Annotated in this window: 17 protein-coding genes; 14 read left to right on the top strand and 3 right to left on the bottom strand. The window is 69.3% G+C overall.

Going from position 1 to position 20,659, the window contains the following annotated elements:
* The 3 genes from EJ913_RS30160 to EJ913_RS30150 all read right to left on the bottom strand — a co-directional run.
* Nucleotides 1-368, bottom strand: a 368-nt coding sequence (locus tag EJ913_RS30160) for an ATP-binding cassette domain-containing protein (protein WP_127004974.1), incomplete at its 3' end; no start/stop codon positions are given.
* Nucleotides 365-1,591: an ABC transporter substrate-binding protein gene (locus tag EJ913_RS30155; protein WP_127004972.1), complete on the bottom strand. Its 1,227-nt coding sequence runs from the start codon at nt 1,589-1,591 to the stop codon at nt 365-367. The genes EJ913_RS30160 and EJ913_RS30155, both read right to left, overlap by 4 nt.
* A 358-nt stretch (nt 1,592-1,949) precedes the next feature.
* Complete coding sequence (locus tag EJ913_RS30150; RefSeq protein ID WP_127004970.1) at nt 1,950-3,596, bottom strand: sigma-54 interaction domain-containing protein; 1,647 nt, start codon at nt 3,594-3,596, stop codon at nt 1,950-1,952.
* A 256-nt stretch (nt 3,597-3,852) separates the two neighbouring features.
* Between EJ913_RS30150 and EJ913_RS30145 the strand changes: the two genes are divergently transcribed.
* The 14 genes from EJ913_RS30145 to EJ913_RS30080 all read left to right on the top strand — a co-directional run bounded on the left by EJ913_RS30145 (nt 3,853) and on the right by EJ913_RS30080 (nt 20,506).
* A complete protein-coding gene (locus EJ913_RS30145; protein WP_127004968.1) occupies nt 3,853-5,082 on the top strand; it encodes a CaiB/BaiF CoA transferase family protein in 1,230 nt (409 codons plus the stop codon).
* Between the two features lie 34 nt (nt 5,083-5,116).
* Nucleotides 5,117-5,896 (top strand): enoyl-CoA hydratase-related protein, encoded by a 780-nt coding sequence (locus tag EJ913_RS30140; RefSeq protein ID WP_127004966.1) that lies wholly within the window; start codon nt 5,117-5,119, stop codon nt 5,894-5,896.
* A gap of 25 nt (nt 5,897-5,921) precedes the next feature.
* Nucleotides 5,922-7,616, top strand: a complete 1,695-nt coding sequence (locus EJ913_RS30135) for a class I adenylate-forming enzyme family protein (RefSeq protein WP_127004964.1) — start codon at nt 5,922-5,924, stop codon at nt 7,614-7,616.
* A complete protein-coding gene (locus EJ913_RS30130) occupies nt 7,616-8,383 on the top strand; it encodes an enoyl-CoA hydratase/isomerase family protein (RefSeq protein ID WP_127004962.1) in 768 nt (255 codons plus the stop codon). The genes EJ913_RS30135 and EJ913_RS30130 overlap by 1 nt, the downstream gene beginning before the upstream one ends.
* 1 nt (nt 8,384) lies before the next feature.
* The gene (locus EJ913_RS30125; RefSeq protein WP_185910020.1) at nt 8,385-9,140 is read left to right on the top strand and encodes an SDR family NAD(P)-dependent oxidoreductase; all 756 of its coding nucleotides are present in this window, start codon (nt 8,385-8,387) and stop codon (nt 9,138-9,140) included.
* A 21-nt stretch (nt 9,141-9,161) separates the two neighbouring features.
* On the top strand, nt 9,162-10,334 hold the full coding sequence (locus EJ913_RS30120; RefSeq protein WP_127004960.1) for an acyl-CoA dehydrogenase family protein: 1,173 nt from the start codon (nt 9,162-9,164) through the stop codon (nt 10,332-10,334).
* 2 nt (nt 10,335-10,336) lie between these two features.
* The gene (locus tag EJ913_RS30115) at nt 10,337-11,212 is read left to right on the top strand and encodes a 3-hydroxyacyl-CoA dehydrogenase family protein (RefSeq protein ID WP_127004958.1); all 876 of its coding nucleotides are present in this window, start codon (nt 10,337-10,339) and stop codon (nt 11,210-11,212) included.
* 3 nt (nt 11,213-11,215) lie between these two features.
* Nucleotides 11,216-11,872, top strand: coding sequence for a 3-hydroxyacyl-CoA dehydrogenase family protein (locus tag EJ913_RS30110; RefSeq protein WP_127004956.1), 657 nt, complete (start codon nt 11,216-11,218; stop codon nt 11,870-11,872).
* Nucleotides 11,872-12,987 (top strand): CaiB/BaiF CoA transferase family protein, encoded by a 1,116-nt coding sequence (locus EJ913_RS30105; RefSeq protein WP_211099074.1) that lies wholly within the window; start codon nt 11,872-11,874, stop codon nt 12,985-12,987. The genes EJ913_RS30110 and EJ913_RS30105 overlap by 1 nt, the downstream gene beginning before the upstream one ends.
* 140 nt (nt 12,988-13,127) lie before the next feature.
* On the top strand, nt 13,128-14,114 hold the full coding sequence (locus EJ913_RS30100; RefSeq protein ID WP_127004952.1) for an NADPH:quinone oxidoreductase family protein: 987 nt from the start codon (nt 13,128-13,130) through the stop codon (nt 14,112-14,114).
* Nucleotides 14,115-14,177: 63 nt separating this feature from the next.
* Nucleotides 14,178-15,737 carry a 3-hydroxyacyl-CoA dehydrogenase PaaH gene (paaH, locus tag EJ913_RS30095; protein ID WP_244939555.1) on the top strand — a complete coding sequence of 520 codons (1,560 nt, stop codon included), beginning with the start codon at nt 14,178-14,180 and terminating at the stop codon, nt 15,735-15,737.
* Entirely contained in the window at nt 15,734-16,945 is a 1,212-nt protein-coding gene (gene pcaF / locus EJ913_RS30090) for a 3-oxoadipyl-CoA thiolase (protein ID WP_127004950.1), read from the top strand. The genes paaH and pcaF overlap by 4 nt, the downstream gene beginning before the upstream one ends.
* 265 nt (nt 16,946-17,210) lie before the next feature.
* Nucleotides 17,211-18,746 (top strand): glutamate-cysteine ligase family protein, encoded by a 1,536-nt coding sequence (locus tag EJ913_RS30085; protein WP_185910019.1) that lies wholly within the window; start codon nt 17,211-17,213, stop codon nt 18,744-18,746.
* Nucleotides 18,743-20,506, top strand: coding sequence for a uracil-xanthine permease family protein (locus EJ913_RS30080; RefSeq protein WP_127004946.1), 1,764 nt, complete (start codon nt 18,743-18,745; stop codon nt 20,504-20,506). Before EJ913_RS30085 ends, EJ913_RS30080 begins: the two co-directional genes overlap by 4 nt.
* Nucleotides 20,507-20,659: the final 153 nt, after the last annotated feature.

Raw genomic sequence — 20,659 nt, 5'->3', positions numbered from 1 at the left:
CTGGCTTCCGACTTCCAGAAATGGAAGCTGGTGCCGAGCGGGCGCTGGAGGGCGACGCGGACGTTCTCCAGCACGGTTAGATGCGGGAAGACGGCTGAAATCTGGAAGGACCGCACCAGCCCCATCAGCGCGATGTCGGCGGGCTTGGCGCGGGTGATGTCCTTGCCCTTGTAGAGGATCTGGCCGCGCGTCGGGGTCAGGAACTTGGTGAGCAGGTTGAAGACGGTGCTCTTGCCGGCGCCGTTGGGACCGATCAGGGCGTGGATGGTGCCCCGCCTCACCCGCAGGTTCACGTCCTTCACCGCGATGAAGCCCTTGAACTCCTTGGACAGAGCGCGGGCTTCCAGGATGATCCCATCGTCGCTCACGGCTTCTTGACCAGCGGGCAGGTGCTGCGCTCCAGCGGCAGATAGGCGTCGTTGCCGGGGATCGGGCGCAGGACCTTGGCGAGATCCCAGGCCGACTTGGATTCCGCTGGGGTCTTCGCCTCGGCCAGATACATCTCGTGGACCATGCGGCCGTCGTCGCGGATCTTGCCGTCCTTGGCGAAGAAGTCGTTGATCGTCACCGTGCGCAGATGCGCGCGCACCTTGTCGGCGTCGTCGCTGCCGACCGCCTTGACGGCGTTGAGGTAGGTCGTCACCGCCGAATAGGCGCCGGCCTGGATGTCGGTCGGCATGGTGCCGAAACGCTTGAAGAAGCGCTCCGAGAAGGCGCGGGTCTCGTCGTTGTAGTCCCAGTAGAAGCCGGTGGTGAACTTCACGCCCTTGGCGACGTCCGGCCCCAGCGCCTTCAGGTCGCTGAGGAAGACCAGCATCGCCGCGATGGATTGGGTGCCGGACGCCGTCAGGCCGAACTCCTGCGCCTGCTTCAGCGAGGTGCTGAAATCGGTGCCGGCGTTGGCGAGCGCCACCACGTCGGCGCCCGACGATTGCGCCTGGAGCAGGTAGGACGCGAAGTCGTTGGTGTTGAGCGGGTGGCGGACGGCGCCGACCACGGTGCCGCCCATCTCCTTGACGATGTCCGACGTGTTCTTCTCCAGCGAATGGCCGAAGGCGTAGTCGGCGGTCAGGAAGAACCACTTCTTGCCGCCCTCCTGCACCACGGCGCGGCCGGTGCCGGTCGCCAGGGCGTAGGTGTCGTAGACGTAGTGGATGCCGTAGGGCGAGCATTCCGCGTTGGTCAGCGCCGTGGAGGCCGAGCCGGCGGCGATGGTGATGCGCTTGCGGTCGGCGCCCAGCTTCTGGATGGCGATGGCGGACGCGCTGTCGGTGGATTCGACCACCATGTCCACCTTGTCCTGCTCGAACCAGCGGCGCACGGTGGAGGAGGTGATGTCGACCTTGTTCTGGTAGTCGGCGGACACGACCTCGACCGGCTTGCCCAGCACGGTCCCGCCGAAATCCTCCACCGCCATCTGCGAGGCGACGACCACGGCCTTGCCGCCGTTGCCGGAATAGACGCCGGTCATGTCGACGATGACGCCGATCTTCACGACGTCGTCGGAAACGGTCTGGGCCTGGACCGGAACGGAGGCGGACAGCGACGCGGCAAACGCGGCGACGGTGAGCATGAGGCGCTTCTTGGACATCGGTCCTCCCGAATTTTTTGTCAGTGCGGTTGGGTCAGCCGGGCCGCTCTGGGCGTTTCCGCGTCCAAGCCGTCTAGGCGAGGCGGCGCGGTGGCTGACGGATTGTTCGGACCATCAACAGCAAACGCCGTGCCAAGTTGGGAAATGGCAGGATGATGCCGTTGCGCACACAATCGGGAGGGCGGACGGTGTCGTCGGGGAACACAATGTCTTCGGTGAGGACACTCCGCTTGCCCCCTCCCCATCCCTCCCCCGCCTTTGGCGGGAGAGGGGGCAGGACTCTTGTCGGCGTTCGGCGGCAGTCCCCTCTCCCGCGTAGCGGGGGAGGGTTAGGGAGGGGGCAGCGCGGCCAATACCCTCACACCGCCTCCTCGATGCTCCGCAGCCGCTTGTACAGATACGACCGCGAGATCCCCAACTCCTCGGCGACCCGCTTCTTGTTGCCGCCATGGCGTTGCAGCGCCTCGCGGATCAGCGATTCCTCGACGCTTTCCACGGCGGCGCGCATCTCCGTCGCGGCCGGCGGGGCGATCGTGACGGGCGGTGGCGGCGGGGACATGCCGGGCAGCGCCGAGGGGCGGAAATCCTCGACCCGGATCGTCGTACCGTCGGAGAAGATCGCCGCGCGCTCGACCTCGTGCAGAAGCTGGCGGACGTTGCCCGGCCATTTCAACGATTGCAGGTAGCCATAGACCTTGTCGTCCACGAAGCGCACGCTGCTGCGGTTGCGGCTGGACAGGCTGGCGAGGAAGCCTTGCACGATGGCCGGGATGTCCTCCAGCCGCTCGCGCAAGGGCGGGATCTTCAAGGTCACCGGGCTGATTCGGTAGTAGAGATCCAATCGGAACTTCTCGCTCTGGATCATCTGACCGAGGTCGCGGTTGGTCGCCGAGACCAGACGGAAATCGGAGAAGCGCTGCTGCTCGCCGCCGACCCGCTCGAACACGCCGTCCTGCAAAATCCGCAGCAGCTTGACCTGGAGATCCAGCGGCATGTCGCCGACCTCGTCGAGGAACAGCGTGCTCTTGTGCGCGGATTCGAACTTGCCCTTGCGGCCCTTGCGCTCGGCCCCGGTGAAGGCGCCCGGCTCGTAGCCGAACAACTCGCTCTCCGCGAGGCTGGCCGGCAGCGCCGCTGAATTCACCATCACCATCGGGCGTCCGTGGCGGGCGCTGAGGCTGTGCAGGGCGTTGGCCACCAACTCCTTGCCGGTGCCGCTCTCGCCGATCACCAGCACCGGCACGTCGAGCGGCGCCACCTTGGCGAGGTCGGCCTTCAACTGGCGGATGGCGTCGCTGGTCCCGATGATCTGGTCCAGCCCGGTGGAGCGGTTGAGAAGCCCCGAAATCTCGCGCTTGTACTGGGCGACCTCGTCGCGCAGGCGGTTGACCTCCAAACTGAGCTGCTGCAACTGCTCGGGCGCCTTGAACATCACCTGCCCGATGGCGCCGACCACCTTCCGGTTCTCCAGGATGGGGACCCGGCTGACCACGCGGGTGACGCCGCGCATCTGCTGGATCTTGCCGATCTCCGCCTTGCCGGACTGGACGATCTCGTGCAGGCGGGTGTTCTCGATCACCTCGGTCACCGGCTTGCCGACCGCCTCGCCGGTGCCGAGATGGAAGAATCCCTCGTGCACCGGACTGATGAAGCGGATTTTGGCCTTGTCGTCCACCACCGTCATGCCCTCGTAGGGGCTGCTGACGAGGTGGTTCAGGATGGCGTAAGCGAAATCAACGCTGCCCACGAAGTCGAGCAGCGTGTCCTCCCGCTTGCCCGCGTGGATGAGGAAGAGGGCGGCGTCCGGGCCGCGCCAGCCGAGCACGAAGCAATGCGTCCCATCCACATCGATGCCGAACAGCCGGCGCTCCTTCAACTGGCTGCGCAGTCCCAACAACGTGCCCCGCACATCGGCGCGCTCGCCCAGACCAGATTGAAACTTTACATTGCCGCTCTCATCAAGAACCAGCACGCCGGACCGCGTCGCATCGCTTGTCTGCGTCATTCGAACTTCCCTCCCGATCCAGCGCTCTCGCGGCGTCTGGAGGGCAACGTAAGCACAGGCACTGTCTTCTGGGAACACATATCGTTCGCGACGCGGTGTATTTGCAAAACACACCATGCGCCATGCGCACGGTGCGAAGACACATGAAGTATCTCGTATATTCTTTTGATAATAGTATCTTAACTGCAATTTCTCCTCTTGGCATGCCCCTTGCTGCTGTGGCGGTGACCACACAAGCCCGGAACAGCGAGACACCATGCTTCCGATGGACGACCTCCCCGACGCGCCAAGCGGAACGCCGTTTGGAATGCTCTCCGGCGTCAGAATCCTCGACTTGACCACGTCGGTCGCCGGCCCCTACGCGACACAACTCCTGGGCGATCTCGGGGCCGACGTCATCAAGATCGAGCGGCCCGGCGGCGGCGACGACGCCCGCGCCTGGGGGCCGCCCTTCCTCGACGGCGAATCCCTGTGGTTCCTCAGCGTGAACCGCAACAAGCGCAGCGTCACCCTCGACTACACCCGGCCCGAGGGGCTGGCGATCCTGCTCGACCTGACCCGGCAGGCCGACGTGGTCATCGTCAACATGGTCCAGCGCACGCAGGACAAGCTGGGCATCAGCTTCGAGACGCTGTCGGCCGTGAAGCCGGACCTGATCTTCGCCGCGATCACCGGCTTCGGCCTGACCGGCGACCGCGCCGCCCTGCCCTGCTACGACCTGATCGCCGAGGGCTACAGCGGCGTCATGGATTTGACCGGCGAGCCGGACGGCCCGGCGCAGAAGGTCGGCAGCCCGGCCGCCGACATGCTGTCGGGCCAGGACGCCGCGCTGGCGATCTGCGCCGCCCTGCTGGAGCGCACCCGCACCGGCAAAGGCCGCAAGATCGACGTGGCGCTGGTCGAGAGCATGACCCGCTTCATGACCCCGCGCATCGTCACCTATTTGGGCTCCGGCGAGCTGCCGCGCCGCTCGGGCGGGCGCGACAGCGTCATCGCCATCTATCAGGTCTTCGAGACCGCCGACCAGCCGATGACGCTGGGTCTCGGCAACGACGGCATCTGGCGCCGCTTCTGCAACGCGGTCGGGCGGCCGGACTGGGCCGGTGAGGCCCGCTTCTCCGACAACGCCAAGCGCCGCGAGGCCCGGCCGGAGATCGTCGCCGGCATCCAGGAGATCCTGCGCGCCCGCCCCCGCGCCGAATGGCTGGCGCTGTTCGCCGAGGCCAAGATTCCCGCCGGCCCGATCAACCGCCTGGACGAGGTCGCCACGGATCCCGAGCTGCTGGCGCGCGGCACGATCTACGCGCTGCGGGACGGCGAACGGACCGTGCCGCAGATCAACCTGGGCATCCAGGTCGACGGCGCCCCCACCGCGCCCCGCATGCCGCCCCCGCGCCTGGGCCAGCACACCGCAGCCATTCTGAACGAGCTGGGCGGCTGTGCGGAGAAGGACCTCGCGGCCTTGAGCGCAGCCGGTATCATCTGATCGCTGAACGAACGAACAAATGGAAACGCTGACAATGACTTACGAAACCATTCTCTACTCGGAAGACGGCCCTGTCGGCACCCTTACCCTGAACCGTCCCGACGACGGGAACATGTTCAACGCCACGATGTGCCACGAGATCCGCGACTGCATCAACGAGGTGCGGCGCGAGACGCGCACCCGCGTGCTGGTGATCACCGGGGCGGGCGACAAGTTCTTCTGCACCGGCGGCCGCAAGGATGGCATGGAGGATTCGCAGCTCTACGCCGGCGTCCTGCCGACGCTGGAGATGTACGAGAGCATCGAGAAGCTGCAGAAGCCGGTCATCGCCTCGGTCAACGGCTTCGCGGTCGGCGGCGGCAACGTCTTGCAGATGGTCTGCGACCTGACCATCGCCGCCGACACCGCGGTGTTCCGGCAGGTCGGCCCGATGGTCGGCAGCTTCGACGCCGGCTACGGCACTTGGTACCTGGAGGATCTGGTCGGCAAGAAGCGGGCGAAGGACATCTGGTTCCGCAACCCGAAGATGACGGCCGCCAAGGCCGCCGAGATCGGCTTGATCAACGAGGTCGTCCCCGCCGCCGAGCTGAAGGCCGCGACCCGCGCCATGGCGCTGGAGATCGCCGACCGCGGCGCCTTCGCGCTGGCCTCGCTGAAGGCCGCCTTCAACGCCCGCCACAACGGCGTCAGCGGCCTGTCGCGCATGGCGCACGACCTGCTGCTGCGCGGCTACCTGGAAACCGACGAGGCGCACGAGCTGGCCGCCTCCTTCGCCGAGCGCCGCAAGCCGGACGCCGACAAGTTCGGCCACTGATCAGGCAAGGCAAGGGAGACCACCCGTGAACACCGTCCTTACGCTCCACGACCCCGCGCTGGCGGCGGGCTACAAGGCGTCCGGCGTCTGGCGCGGCGAGACGCTGTACGGTCTGCTGGCAAAGCGCGCCGCCGAACGGCCGGGCCGTTTCGCGCTGCGCGACGGCGTCCGACGGCTGACCTGGGCGCAGTTGCTGGCCTGGGTCGACAGCGTCGCCGACGACCTCGACGAGGGGGGCATCCGGCGTGGCCAGCGCGTGTCGGTCTGGCTGCCCAACCGGGTCGAGGCCGTGGTGGTCTTCCTCGCCTGCTCGCGCAACGGCTATGTCTGCAACCCGTCGCTGCACCAGAACTACACGGTCGCCGAGATCGCCGGGCTGTTGGAGCGGATCGACGCCGCGGCCTTCTTCGGCCAGACCGGCTACGGCGCCGACGCCCAGAGCGCCGACGTCTTCGCCGCCGCGCGCAACCTGCCGGCCATGAAGCGCATCCATCGGCTGGAGCCCTACGGCGACCGCTGGAGCGGCGCCGATCTGCCATTCCCGCCGATGGAGCCGCGCCGCCCGGTCCACGCCGAGCCGGTGGGCAACGCCGACAAGGTCGTCTACCTCGCCTTCACCTCCGGCACGACGGGTGCGCCAAAGGCGGTCATGCACTCCGACAACACGCTGATGGCCAACGGCCGGGCGATGGTGGAGGACTGGGGCCACGGGCCGGACACCATCCTGCTCAGTCTCAGCCCGATGAGCCACCACATCGGCACGGTCGCCCTGGAACAGGCGCTCGCCGCCGGCTGCGAGCTGGTGGTGAACGATCCGCCGGCCGGGCTGAAGCCGCTGGATTGGATCGTGGAGACCGGCGCCACCTACATCATGGGCGTGCCGACCCACGCCATCGACATCCTGGCCGACCTGCGCCGCCGGAGCATGGACAAGCTGGGCGCGGTGACGATCTTTTACATGGCCGGCTCGCCGATCCCACAGGAGACCGCGCGCAGCTTCCTGGCGCTCGGCATCCAGCCGCAGAACATCTACGGCATGACGGAGAACGGGTCGCACCAGTACACCCGGCCGGGCGACGACGTGGAGACCATCGTCGGCACCTGCGGGCGCGCCTGCAACGCCTACGAGGTGCGGATCTGGAAACAGGACGCCCCGGACGTCGAGGCCGCCCCCGGCGAGATCGGCGAGATCGGCGGGCGCGGCGGCTGCCTGATGCTGGGCTATTTCGACAACCAGCGCGCCACCGAAAGCTCGTTCAACCGCCAGGGCTGGTTCATGAGCGGCGACCTCGGCCGCATCGACGCCAAGGGCAACCTGGAGATCGTCGGCCGCAAGAAGGACCTCATCATCCGGGGGGGCCACAACATCCACCCCTCGCGCATCGAGGATCTGGCCAAGCGCCACCCGTCGGTGCTGATCGCCGCCGCCATCCCGGTGGCCGACGACCGGCTGGGCGAGAAGGTCTGCCTGATCCTGTCGGTGGAAGGCACGCCGCCGACGCCCAAGGAGATCCTGGACCATCTGTTCGACTCCGGCCTGTCGAAATACGACATGCCCGAGTATCTGGCGATCACCGGCGATTTCCCGATGACGCCGAGCGGCAAGATCCTCAAGCGCGGCCTGATCGACTGGGTCAAGAGCGGCACGCTGCAACCGACCTCGGTGCGCTGGACGGCCTCCGCCGCAACCACGCCCGCCTTCACGAAGGAACCCACCTGATGCCCGTCACCCTGACCCGGCTGGATGAGCTGGCGGTCCTCACGCTGGACCGTCCCGAGGCCCTCAACGCGCTGAGCTTCTCGATCCTGGGGGAGATCGGCCGGGCGCTCGACGAGGTGGCGCAGGGCGACGCCCGCGCCCTGCTGGTGACGGGCGCCGGCCCGAAATCCTTTTGCGCCGGGGCCGACATCAAGGAACTGACCGGCCGCAGCCTCGACGCCCAGAAGAAGGGCGCCGAGTTCGGGCAGGCGGTCTTCGCCAAGCTGGCCGCCTTGCCGATGCCCTCGGTCGCGGTGATCAACGGCTTCGCCTTCGGCGGCGGGCTGGAGATGGCGCTAGCGTGCAGCTTCCGCGTCGCCGGGCGCAACGCCAAGCTGGGCCTGCCGGAGATCAAGCTGGGGCTGATCCCCGGCTACGGCGGGACCCAACGTCTCCCGCGCCTGATCGGCGAGGCGCGCGCGCTGGAGATGATCCTGACCGGCCGCACCGTCGGCGCCGAGGAGGCCGAGCGCATCGGTCTGGTCAACCGGCTGATCGACGAGCCGCTGCTCGACAACGCCGCCGCCTTCGCGCGCGAGTTCACCGTCTACGGCAAGCTGGCCCTGTCCTTCGCGCGCTCCGCCGTGCAGCGGGCCGGCGATCTGCCGATCCACGAGGGGCTGAAGGTCGAGGCCGATCTCTCCACCCTCGCCTTCCAGACCGCCGACGCCGCCGAGGGCATGGCCGCCTTCGCCGAAAAGCGCAAAGCCAGCTTCCAGGATCGCTGACATGACCCAGACTTCCATCAAGAGCGGCATCGTCGCCATCACCGGCGCCGGGCGCGGCATCGGCGCCGACATCGCCGTCGAACTGGCCCGGCGCGGCTTCACCGTCGCCTGCCTGACCCGCAAGGGCAACATCCCGGAACTGTCGGCCGAGGATTCCGGCCTCGCCGAACGGCTGCTGCCCTACCGCTGCGACGTAACCGACGAGACGGCGCTGCGCGACGTGTTCGCCACTCTGGCCGGCATCGGCGGCGGGCTGACCGCGCTGGTCAACAACGCCGGCATCCATCTGGACGGGCGCAGCGACAGCTTCTCCACCGACGATTTCAACGCGGTGATGACGACCAACGCCACCGCCGTCTTCGTCGCCGCGCGGGAAGCCTACCCGCACCTCGCCAAGACCAGGGGCATGATCCTGAACATGGGTTCCTTCTACGACCGTATGGGCGTGAAACGGAACCTCGCCTACTGCGCCTCGAAGGCGGCGGTCGGGGCGATCTCGCGCTGTCTGGCGGTGGAGTGGGCGCCGGCCGGCATCCGCGTCGTCAATCTGGCTCCGGGCTACATCCTGACCGACCTGAACCGCGAGGCGCTATCCGAAGGCCCGCTCAGCGCCTTCCTGCAAAAGCGCATCCCCACCGGCGGCCCCAGCGGCGCCGACGCCGTCGCCAAGCTCTCCGCCATGCTGCTGGAGGAGAACATCCCCTTCCTGACCGGCGAGACCATCTACCTCGACGGCGGCCAAGGCATCGCCCACTAAGCCGGAAAGAAGGACCAGGGAATGAACGTCTTCGACAAGCTCGACGCCCACATCCCGCTCTCCGACGAGGAGGCGATGCTGCTGGAGAGCGTCCAGGCGCTGGCCCGCGACCGAATCGCGCCGAAGGCCGAGCATTACGACGCCGCCGGCAAATTCCCGTGGGACAACGTCCACGGCATCAACGAGCTGGGCCTGAACGCCATGTTCGTGCCGGAGGCCTATGGCGGCGCCCAGCTCTCCTACGTCGCCTACCTCGCCTGCGTGCGCGAGATCAGCAAGGCCTGCGCGTCCACCGGCATCGTCTGGGCGACCAACTTCCACGGCATGAAGCCGCTGATCGACTTCGGCACCGAGGAGCAGAAGCAGCGCCTTCTTCCACGCCTCGCCGAGGGCGCGCTGGGCGCGCTGTGCATCACCGAGGAATCCGCCGGCTCCGATGCCACCGGCATGAAGACGCGCTTCACGCCGGACGGCGACGACATCGTCGTCAACGGAGCCAAGATCTTCATCACCAACGGCGACGTGGCCGACCTCTACCTCGTCTTCGGCAAATGGAGCGAGATCGACGACCCGAAGAAGTCCATCTCCGTCCTGATCCTGGAAAAGGGCGCGCCCGGCCTCAACATCCTCCGCAAGGAGGACAAGATGGGCCACCGGGCGTCGAGCACGGCGGCGCTGTCCTTCGAGAACGTCCGGGTGCCGCGCGCCAACCTGCTGGGCCAGCCGGGCGACGGCCTGCGCATCCTGCTGGCCTCGCTGAACAAGTCGCGGCCCAGCGTCGCGGCGCACGCGCTGGGCATCGCGCGGGCCGCCTTCGAGGATTCCGTCGCCTACATCAACGAGCGCCGCCAGTCCGGCAAGCGCATCATCGAGTTCCAGGGCATCCAGTTCCTGCTGGCCGACATGGCGACCGACCTCGCCATGTGCGAGGCGTGGCTGTGGCAGCTCGGCCGCCGCATTGACGACGGGGAGCAGGATTTCGGCGTCGAGGCGTCGATGCTGAAGATGCGCGCCAGCGACCTCGCCATGCGGATCAGCACGGAGGCGGTGCAGCTTCTCGGCGGCTACGGCTACTGCAAGGACTACCGCGTGGAGCGGCTGATGCGCGACGCCAAGATCACGCAGATCTGGGAAGGGACCAACCAGGTCCACCGCCAACTGATCGGCCGCAGCTTCATCGAAAGGCAGAACTGAACATGAGCAGCATCAAGACGGTCGGCGTCGCGGGCGCCGGCACGATGGGGGCCGGCATCGCCATCGTCGCCGCCCGGGCCGGCTTCCGCACCATCCTCTACGACACCCGCCAGGACACGCTGGACCGCGCCCGCCGTCAGACCGAGGGCTTCTTCGCCAAGTCGGTGCAGCGCGGCAAGCTGACAGCGGAAGCGGTCGAGACGATCCTGGGCAATCTGGTCGGCACCACCGATATCGCCTCGATGGCCGAGTGCGACATGGTGATCGAGGCGATCTTCGAGGATCTGAAGGTCAAGCACGGCCTGTTCTCGGATCTGAACGCCGTCTGCCCGCCGCACACCATCTTCGCGTCCAACACCTCCACGCTCTCGATCACCGAGATCGCCGGCGGGTCGGGGCGGCCCGAGCGCGTCGTCGGCATGCATTTCTGCCTGCCCGCCCAGTTGATGAAGCTGATCGAGATGTCGCCCGGCCTGACCACGGCGCCCGAGGTGTTCGACGCCGCCTGGACATTCGCCGAGGCGCTGGGCCAGCGCCCGGTCAAGACCAAGGACAATCCCGGTTTCATCCTCAATTACTTCCTGGTGCCCTTCAACAACGACGCCATCCGCATGGTCGAGGCGGGCGTCGCCGAGCCGGCGGACATCGACCGCGCCATCAAGGCGGGGCTCGGCTACCCGATGGGGCCGCTGGAGTTGCTGGATCTCGTCGGGCTCGACACCCAGCTCCTGCTCTGCGAGGCGCTGCACGGCGTCACCAACGACCCGCGCGCGGCCTGCCCGCCGCTGGTCAAGCGGATGATCGCCGCGAACCACCTGGGCCGCAAGTCGGGCCGGGGGTTCTACAATTACGACAAAGACGCGATGTTCGGAGGCTGAGCCATGCCCTACCAACTGATCGACACGGGATCCAGCCGCTCCTTCCCCGCCGCCCACGCCCTGCTCGACGGGGGATCGGCCGCCGGTGACGTGGTGATCCTGATCGGCGCCGATGCCGGCTCCGCGCTGAACGACGTGACCGACCGCGCATCCCGCGCCGCGATCCTGGTCGAACTCCGCACCGAGAGCCTCGGCACCCACACCGGCGAGAGCCGGGGGACCGAGGGCTCCAACGTGCTGGGCTTCGCCCGCTTCCGCCTGGGCGACGGTGCGCCATCCGACCTCGTCGAACTGGTGCGCCAGCCGGCCACGCCGGACAGCGCCATCGCCGCCGCCAAGGCCGTGTTGGAGGGCGCCGGGCTGAAGGTCGCGGTGTGCGGCGATTTCGCCGGCCGCATCATCGACCGTCTGGTCCGTCCCTACTACAACGCCTCGCTACGCCGCCTGGATGAACAACTAGCGACGGCCGACGACCTCGACCTGACGCTGAAGCTCGGCCTCGGCTACCCGGAAGGCCCCATCGGCCTGCTGGAGCGCACCGGGCTCGCGCATCATTACGACGTGACCGCCGCCCTGTTCGAGACCATCGGCACCCCCGACTACGCCCCGGCCCGCCGCGCCGTGGTCGCCAAGCGCCGCGCCGAGAAGGGGCTCACGTGATGCGCCCGCTCGACGGAATCCGCGTCCTCGATTTCAGCACCCTGCTGCCCGGTCCGCTCGCTACGCTGATGCTGGTCGAGGCCGGGGCCGAGGTCATCAAGATCGAGCGCCCCGGACGCGGCGACGAGATGCGCAGCTACGAGCCGAAATTCGGTGCCGACGCGGTGAATTTCGGCCTGCTGAACCGGGGCAAGCGCTCCATCGCGCTCGACCTCAAGGAACTGGGCGCGGTGGAGCGGCTGATGCCGCTGATCCGCTCCGCCGACGTGATCGTCGAGCAGTACCGCCCCGGCGTGATGGACCGGCTGGGGCTGGGCTATGAAGCGCTGTCGGCGATCAACCCCGGCTTGATCTACTGCTCGATCACCGGCTACGGGCAGAGCGGGCCGAAGGCGGCCGAGGCCGGGCACGACCTGAACTACGTCGCCGAGACCGGCATGCTGTCGCTGGCGGCAGGCAGCGACGGCGCCCCCGTCCTGCCGGCGGCGCTGGTCGCCGACGTCGGCGGCGGCACCTACCCGGCGGTGGTCAACATCCTGATGGCCCTGCTGGAGCGCAACCGCACCGGCAAGGGCTGCCACCTCGACATCGCCATGGCGGACGGGATGTTCACCTTCCTCTACTGGGCGATGGGCAACGGCTTGGCCGAGGGGCGATGGCCGGTGCCGGGCGGCGATCTGGTCACCGGCGGCACGCCGCGCTACCAGATGTACCGCACCGCCGACGGGCGTTTCCTCGCCGCCGCCCCGCTGGAGGACAAGTTCTGGGCCACCTTCTGCGCCATCATCGGGCTGCCGGAGGAATTCCGTGACGATTCCAAGGATCCGATCGGCACCAAGCAGGCCGTCGCCGAGTTGATCGCGGGCAAGGACTCCACCCATTGGCGCGCCGCCTTCGCCGGCAAGGACGTCTGCTGTGTGGTCATGAGCAGCGTGGAGGAGGCGCTCGCCAACCCACATTTCCGGGAGCGCGGCCTGTTCGCCCGCAGTCTGACGGGACCGGATGGCCGGACCATCACCGCGCTTCCCACCCCGCTTGCCGCCGGTCTGCGGGCCGACGCCCCCGAGGTCGGCTATCCGGCGCTGGGCGAGGCGAACGGGTTGCTCGACGGCTGACGTTTTCCCCCTCCCTAACCCTCCCCCGCTTTGCGGGAGAGGGAACTGCCGCCGGCTCCCGCCAAAGCTCCTGCCCCCTCTCCCGCGCAGCGGGGGAGGGATGGGGAGGGGGCCAGGACGTTCAGAGAAGAAAGACCGACATGAGAGCGATCACCATCCGCCAGTTCGGCGAGCCGGACAGCATGACCGTCGAGGAGCGCCCCACCCCGCAGGCCGGGCCGAACGAGGTGCTGGTCTCGGTCAAGTCGATCGGCGTGAACTACCCCGACCTGCTGGTCATCGGCGGCAAATACCAGATCCTCGCCAAGCCGCCCTTCAGCCCCGGCAAGGACGCGGCCGGCGTGGTGCTGGCGGTTGGCTCGGGCGTGGAGGTGTGCAAGCCCGGCGACCGCGTGGTCTGCCAGCTCGAATACGGCGCCTACGCCGAGGAGATCGTCGTCCCGGCGGCTCAATGCTTCGTGCTGCCGGACGCGATGTCCTTCGACGAGGCGGCGGCGATGGGCCTCGCCTACCAGACGGCGCATTTCGCGCTGGTCGAGCGGGGCATGTACCGGAAGGGCGAGACCGTGCTGGTCAACGGCGCGGCCGGCGGCGTCGGGCTGGCCGCCGTGCAGATCGCCAAGGGCCTCGGCGCCACGGTGATCGCCGGGGTGATCGGCGAGGATCAAGCGGCCATCGCGCGCGAGAACGGCGCCGACCACACGGTCGACCTGACGATGCCGGACCTGCGCAACGCGCTGCGCGACCGCATCAAGGAGTTGACCGGCGGCCACGGGGTGGACGTGGCGCTCGACCCGGTCGGCGGCGAGGCGTTCACGGCGGCGCTTCGGGCGATGGCGTGGCGAGGCCGCATGGTGGTGATCGGCTTCGTCAGCGGCACGATCCCCGAGGTGAAGGTCAACTACCTGCTGGTCAAGAACATCCACGTCAGCGGCCTGCAATGGAGCGACTACCGCGACCGCACCCCCGACTGGGTGCGCCGCGTGCAGACCGAGCTGTTCGACCTCTACGAGAGCGGCGCCATCCGCCCGAAGGTGATGGAAAGCCTGCCCTTCGAGGATTACGCTCGGGCGTTGCAGATGGTCCGCGACGGCAAGGTGACCGGCAAGGTCGTGCTGCGCGTGTGACTGAAAAATCTCCCTCTCCCGCCCTGGGAGAGGGCTTAATAAACAAAGCCGGAGGGGGCGTCAGTGAGCGGGAAAACAGGCAGCGGGGCGGCGGACGCCCTGTCCAAGGATACGGTCGTCGCCGTGGTAGGCGCCGGGACGATGGGAAGCGGAATCGCCCAGGTGGCCGCCGTCGCGGGGCACCAAGTGCTGTTGTTCGACAGCGCCCCGGCGGCGGTCGAACGCGGGGCCGGCGCCATTGCCGCCAATCTGGCGCGGATGGCCACGAAGGGCACCATCACCGAGGAGGCCCGCGCCGCCATCCTCGGCCGCGTCACCACCTGCACCGACATGGCCGCGCTGTCCGAGGCCGGTCTGGTCGTCGAGGCCATCGTCGAGGACCTGTCCGTCAAGCGCGGCCTGTTCGCCGCGCTGGAGGACATCGTCCCGGAGGGCTGCATCCTCGCGACCAACACCTCGTCCATCTCCATCGAATCCATCGGCGCCAAGCTCAAGCGCCCGGAACGCCTCGCCGGCCTGCATTTCTTCAACCCGGCGCCGCTGATGGCGCTGGTCGAGATCGTCCGCGGCAAGGCCACCGATCCCGCCATCGCCGCCACGCTGGAGGCCACGGCCGCCGCCTGGGGCAAGGTGCCGGTGCAGGCGCGCTCGACGCCGGGCTTTATCGTCAACCGCGTCGCCCGCCCCTTCTACGCCGAGGCGCTGCGCGTGCTGGCGGAAGGCGCCGCCTCCCCCGCCACGCTGGACGCGGTGCTGCGCGAGTCCGGCGGCTTCCGCATGGGGCCGTGCGAGTTGATGGACCTGATCGGCCATGACGTGAACTACGCGGTCACCCGCTCGGTGTGGGACGCCTTCCACAACGACCCGCGCTTCCAGCCCTCGCTGGTCCAGCGCGAACTGGTCGAGGCCGGCTGGCTCGGCCGCAAATCGGGGCGCGGCTTCTACGATTACCGCTCCGGTGCGGCCGCTCCGGAACCCGCCATCGCCGTCCCGAACCCGGCACCCACCGCCGTCACCGTCGCCGGCCCGCTCGGCTTCGCGGAGCCGCTGGCCGCCCTGATCCGCGAGGCCGGCATCGCCGTGAGCGAGGAGGACGGCCCCGGCGAATTGCGCCTCGGTTCCGTGATCCTAGCCCCCAGCGACGGCCGCCTCGCCACCGAGCGCGCGGCGTTGACCGGCGCCGAGGTGGTGCTGTTCGATTGGGCGCTGGACTGGACGACGGCCGCCACCGTGGCGCTCGCTCCGGCCCGCCAGACCTCGGCCGCCTCGCTCGCCGCCTGCGCCGGGCTGTTCCAGGCGTTGGGCAAGCGGGTCGCGGTGATCGACGACGTGCCGGGCCTGATCGTCGCCCGCACCGTCGCCATGCTGGCAAACGAGGCCGCCGACGCGCTGAACCAAGGGGTCGCGGACGGCCGCGCCATCGACCTCGCCATGACCAAGGGCGTCAACTACCCCATCGGGCCGCTGGCCTGGGGCGACCGCGTCGGCCCGGCGCTGGTGCTGCGCACGCTGGACAACCTCGCCCGCACCTACGGGGAGGACCGTTACCGCGCCTCGCCCCTGCTGCGCCGCTGCGCGCTGGCGGGGCTTCCGCTGCGCTCCGTCGAAAAGGATCCGTCATGACCGCCGCCTATCTCTGCGATGGCCTCCGCACCCCGTTCGGCCGCTACGGCGGCGCGCTGGCCGGCGTGCGCGCCGACGACCTCGCCGCCGTGCCGATCACCGCGCTGATGGCGCGCAACCCGTCCGTCGACTGGGCGGCGCTGGACGAGGTGATCCTCGGCTGCGCCAACCAAGCCGGCGACGACAACCGCAACGTCGCCCGCATGGCGGCGCTGCTGGCCGGGTTGCCGGTCGAGGTGCCCGGCACCACGGTGAACCGGCTCTGCGGGTCGGGCATGGACGCCATCGGCATCGCCGCCCGCGCCATCCAATCCGGCCAGGCCGACCTGATCCTGGCCGGCGGCGTGGAAAGCATGAGCCGCGCGCCTTTCGTGATGGGCAAGGCCGAGACCGCCTTCTCGCGCTCCGCCGAGATCTTCGACACGACCATCGGCTGGCGCTTCGTCAACCCGCGCATGAAGGCGCTGTACGGCACCGATTCCATGCCGGAGACGGCCGAGAATGTCGCCACCGACTATGAAATCAACCGCGCCGACCAGGACGCCTTCGCCGCCCTCTCCCAGCAGCGCGCCGGCCGCGCCCTGGAAGCCGGGCGCTTCGTGCGCGAGATCGCCCCGGTGACGATCAAGGGCCGCAAGGGCGACACGGTGGTGGACACCGACGAGCACCCGCGCCCCGCCACCACGCTGGAGATGCTGGCGGCGCTGAAGCCGGTGGTGCGCCCCGGCGGCACGGTGACGGCGGGCAACGCCTCGGGCGTCAACGACGGCGCGGTGGCGCTGCTGGTGGCGTCGGAAGCGGCGGTGAAGCGCCACGGCCTGACGCCGCGCGCCCGGCTGACCGGGATGGCGACGGCCGGCGTGGCCCCGCGCGTGATGGGCATCGGCCCGGTCCCGGCCACCCGCAAGCTGCTGGAGCGCCAGGGGCTGAACCTCCGCGACATCGACGTGGTGGAACTGAACGAGGCCTTCGCCGCGCAAGGGCTCGCGGTGCTGCGCCAGCTTGGGTTGCCGGACGACGGCGCGCACGTGAACCCCAATGGCGGCGCCATCGCGCTCGGCCACCCGCTGGGGGCGTCGGGCGCCCGGCTGGTGCTGACCGCGATGCACGAGCTTGAGGAACGACAGGCCAACCGCGCGCTCTGCACCATGTGCATCGGCGTCGGCCAGGGCATCGCCACGCTGATCGAGCGGGTCACGTCCCTGTAAAGGGACGGCGAGGGGTCGAGTCCGGCCGCGATTGGGGAATCGCCGCCGGCCTCGACCTCCGCGTTTCCAATCGATAAGCGGGGAAGTGTTCCCTCCCGGAAACGATCCGGAACCGGCAAGGCCCCGTCGCGTCTCACAATTGTGAAAATTGCCGCCGCTTCCACAACGGAATACCGGCACCTCGCGGTTTGCGCCTATACTCCGACCGTTATTTCCGGAGATCGCGCCGCATCGCATGGACGCACACGCACCACGCCGTCAGGCCATGGCGGAACCGAGCCTCGGCCTGGAACTGGAATTCGCGGTCGTGGAGCGGACCGGCGGGGGCACCCACGACGCCGGGGCGGTCTTCCACACGCTGCGCCAACGCCGGACGGCCCTTGGGGAACCGGTGACCGACATGACCGGGGGCGGCCGGCTGATGGGGCTTTACGGCCCTGATGGCGTCTTTTCGGTCGACAACGGATTCAACAACCTGGAATACGCCTTCGCGCCCATCGGCCGGCAATTCGGCCATGACGGCGGCGGCCACCTGAACCGCCTCGCGCGGATCGTGCGGCGGGAGGTCAACGCGGTCCTCGACGCGCTGGCCGACAACGGCGCCGCCGCCCTGAACCTTGCCGAGCATCCCGCGACCGTCATCGACGAAGCTCTGTACCGGCGGATTCGGGCGCCCAAGCCGATCTACACGCATTGGGTCGAGGATCGCGGCTGGCGCCACGACCAGGGCATCGACGCCAAGGCCCAGAACGGCCCCACCACCGGGGTGACGGCGGACGGCGCGGTGCCGGCGCTGAACCTCATCCTGTGGGCCGCGCCCGCGATGATCGCCCTGTTCGCCAACAGCCCCTTCGAGGCCGGCGCGCCGACCGGCCTGCTGGAGAATCGCCTGACGCTGTGGCCGCGCATGTTCGGGGCCGCGCACGCCCCCGGCGACCGCCGCCTCCACCAGCCGCCGCCCGAGCCCTTCACCGATCTCGCCGGCTATTTCCGCTGGATGCACGGCCCCGGCACCGCCATGCAGGTCATCCCGGCCGGGCGCGGCGGCTACAAGGGTTACGACACCATGCTGCGGATCGAGGGCGATCCGCCGCTGTTCGACTTCCTGGCCGGTCCGCCGCGCATGGCGCGCCCGCTCGGCGGCGGAGAGGCTCGGCTGGTGCGGCCGGACGCCGCCCATGCCGAGCACCAGCAATTCGCCCAGTTCCTCGACGCCCGCATCCGCTTCCGCTTCGAGGAAACGCCGCCGCTGGGCGACTTCCTGGCGGCGCTGGAGGGGGCGGGCGCGCTGGAGGCCCTGTTCGCGCGCTGCGGCGCCGACCTCTACATCGAGGGCCGGGCCTGCGGCGCCAACTTCCCGGACGCCGAGCTTCTGGACCTGCCCGATCCTCGTATCGCCGCCTCGGTCGTGCTGGCGCCGGCCGCCTTGCAGAAAGGGTTGATGGCCAACCCGCAAGCCTGGGCGCGGCTGTCGGCCCTGGCGCCGTGGGAGGCGCTGCCGGCCCTGCGCGACGCCGCCATCCGCGACGGGTTGCGCGGCGAGGGTGCCGGTCTTACGCTCCGCGACTTCGCCAATCGGGTGGTCGAGGAGGCCGCCCTGGGGCTGGCCGACGAGGAACACTGGATGCTCGCCTACCCGCTGCACGCGCTGACCGCCGGCCGCAACGGCGCCGACCGCGCCCTGGCGCGCTACGAGGCGCTGTGCGGCCTCCCGGCAGAGCGCATCCGCAGGGTGGCCGCCGAACGGATCGCGCACCCGATGCCCGCCCTGCCGCAGGAAGCCGGGGAGAGCGTCGCGTGACGGGCTGGCTCGACCGCGTCTTTCCCCGCCCGCTCCCGTCCGCCCGCCAGCGCCCCGAGGAGATGGTCTACGCCATCGAGGACCGCCCGCCCCTGCCGGTGGTGGTCGGCATGGGGGTGCAGCACGCGCTGCTGGCGCTGATCTTCGCGCTCTACGCGGCGATCGCCGCGCAGGGCATCGGGCTCGACGAGCGGCAAATCGTCGCCTACGTCAACGCCACCGTGCTGGTGATGGGCTGCGGCACGCTGTTGCAGGCGCTGTCCAGCCGTTTCGGCGCCGGGCTGCTGCTGGTGACCATTCCCGGCGCCGGGCGGCTGCCGATCCAGATCGCGCTGACCCTACATTACGGGCTGGCCGCCACCATGGGGGCGACCATCGTCAGCGGGCTGCTGGCGGTGGCGATGGCGCGGGTCATCCCCCGGCTGCGCTCGGTCTTCCCACCCGAGGTGATCGGGGTGGTGCTGGTGATGATGGGCATCACGCTGATCACCGGGGGCGTGTCGCGCAGCGTCGGCTTCACGCAGGGCACCTACGAGCTCTCCGTCCCGGCGATGCTGGCGGCGGGCGCCACCGTCGCCTGCATGGTGGGCACCGCCATCTGGGGCTCGCCGGCCCTGCGCCGGGTGGCGATGGTGGCCGGCGCCGTGGTGGGAACGGCGGTCACCGCGCTGACCGGCAACATGCCGGCCGGCAACCCGCTGGACATGCCGTGGATGGCGGTGCCGGTGCTGGGCCTCGACCTGCCGCTGCCCGAGTTCCATCCGGTGCCGATCCTGGTGCTGGCGCTGGCGCAGTTCATCACCATCATGGACCAGTTCGGCAGCACCCTGTCGATGGACCGCATGACCGACGCCCGCTGGCGGCGCGCCGACATGGCGATGGTGGCGCGCTCGGTCACCGGGCTGGGGCTGATCCATGTGCTGTTCGGGCTGACCGGCACCCTGCCCGGCGGCTCGGCCTCGGCCAACATCGGCCTCGCCCACGCCACCGGCGTCGCCGCCCGGCGCGTCGGCGTCGCCGCCGGGCTGACGCTGATGCTGGCGGCCTTCTTCCCGCCGCTGGCCGGGCTGCTGGTGATGACCCCCGCCCCGGTGGTGGGCGGCATCCTGCTCTACACCGCCGCCTACATGATCACGGCGGGCATGGATCTGGTCATGTCCCGCATGATGAACCCCCGGCGCAACTTCACGGTCGGGCTGGCGGTGGTGATCGGCACCTCGGTGATGCTGGTGCCGCAGCTGACCCGCGAGGCGCCCGACTGGCTCCAGGTCATCGTGCAGTCCGGGCTGACCATGGGGGCGCTCGCCGCCGTGGCGCTGAACGCCCTCTTCCGCATCGGCGTCCGCAAGACGGTGCGCCACACGCTCGACCCGGCGCGGGAGGCGCAGGAGGCGGCCGAGGCGATGGAGTACAGCGGCAAGCTGTGGGGCGTCCGCCCCGACACCGTGCTGCGCGCCGGCCACGCCGTGGGCGAGGCGCTGGAGGCCCTGCGCGAGAGCGGGGTGGAGGGGCCGGTCGAACTCAGCGTCAGCTTCGACGAGTTCAATCTGGTCGGCACCCTGTCCTACCAGGGGGTCGCGCTGCGCTTCGGAACCGCCGAGACGCCGGACATGGCGGCGATGCTGGACGCCGGGGACGACGACGACATCGACGCCGCCATGCGGCGGCTCTCCTCGCTTCTGATCGTCAAGCTGGCGGACCGGGTGCGAAGCGCGCAAAAGGGCGCCGTCGCGGAGCTGCGGCTGTCCTTCGCGCATTGAGCCTCATAAGCCCTTCTCCCCTTGCGGGGCAGGGCTGAAGGACGCCAAAGACGACCGTAAGCACTGCTGGTTGGGATGATACCGTTTCGAAGGAACCGCGCCGCCAGCCATTTGGACGGGAAGCAGCCCCTTTGGCTGGTGTAGGGACGGCGC

The sequence above is a fragment of the Azospirillum doebereinerae genome (assembly GCF_003989665.1).
Taxonomy (GTDB): Bacteria; Pseudomonadota; Alphaproteobacteria; order Azospirillales; family Azospirillaceae; genus Azospirillum; species Azospirillum doebereinerae.
Note: the sequence above shows the minus strand (reverse complement) of the source record. Positions and strands in the feature narration are given on the sequence as shown.

Coding starts and splice junctions, on each gene's coding strand:
- EJ913_RS30155 (WP_127004972.1), bottom strand. CDS start 1,591: ATGTCCAAGAAGCGCCTCATGCTCACCGTCGCCGCGTTTGCCGCGTCG.
- EJ913_RS30150 (WP_127004970.1), bottom strand. CDS start 3,596: ATGACGCAGACAAGCGATGCGACGCGGTCCGGCGTGCTGGTTCTTGAT.
- EJ913_RS30145 (WP_127004968.1), top strand. CDS start 3,853: ATGCTTCCGATGGACGACCTCCCCGACGCGCCAAGCGGAACGCCGTTT.
- EJ913_RS30140 (WP_127004966.1), top strand. CDS start 5,117: ATGACTTACGAAACCATTCTCTACTCGGAAGACGGCCCTGTCGGCACC.
- EJ913_RS30130 (WP_127004962.1), top strand. CDS start 7,616: ATGCCCGTCACCCTGACCCGGCTGGATGAGCTGGCGGTCCTCACGCTG.
- EJ913_RS30125 (WP_185910020.1), top strand. CDS start 8,385: ATGACCCAGACTTCCATCAAGAGCGGCATCGTCGCCATCACCGGCGCC.
- EJ913_RS30120 (WP_127004960.1), top strand. CDS start 9,162: ATGAACGTCTTCGACAAGCTCGACGCCCACATCCCGCTCTCCGACGAG.
- EJ913_RS30115 (WP_127004958.1), top strand. CDS start 10,337: ATGAGCAGCATCAAGACGGTCGGCGTCGCGGGCGCCGGCACGATGGGG.
- EJ913_RS30110 (WP_127004956.1), top strand. CDS start 11,216: ATGCCCTACCAACTGATCGACACGGGATCCAGCCGCTCCTTCCCCGCC.
- EJ913_RS30105 (WP_211099074.1), top strand. CDS start 11,872: ATGCGCCCGCTCGACGGAATCCGCGTCCTCGATTTCAGCACCCTGCTG.
- EJ913_RS30100 (WP_127004952.1), top strand. CDS start 13,128: ATGAGAGCGATCACCATCCGCCAGTTCGGCGAGCCGGACAGCATGACC.
- pcaF (WP_127004950.1), top strand. CDS start 15,734: ATGACCGCCGCCTATCTCTGCGATGGCCTCCGCACCCCGTTCGGCCGC.
- EJ913_RS30085 (WP_185910019.1), top strand. CDS start 17,211: ATGGCGGAACCGAGCCTCGGCCTGGAACTGGAATTCGCGGTCGTGGAG.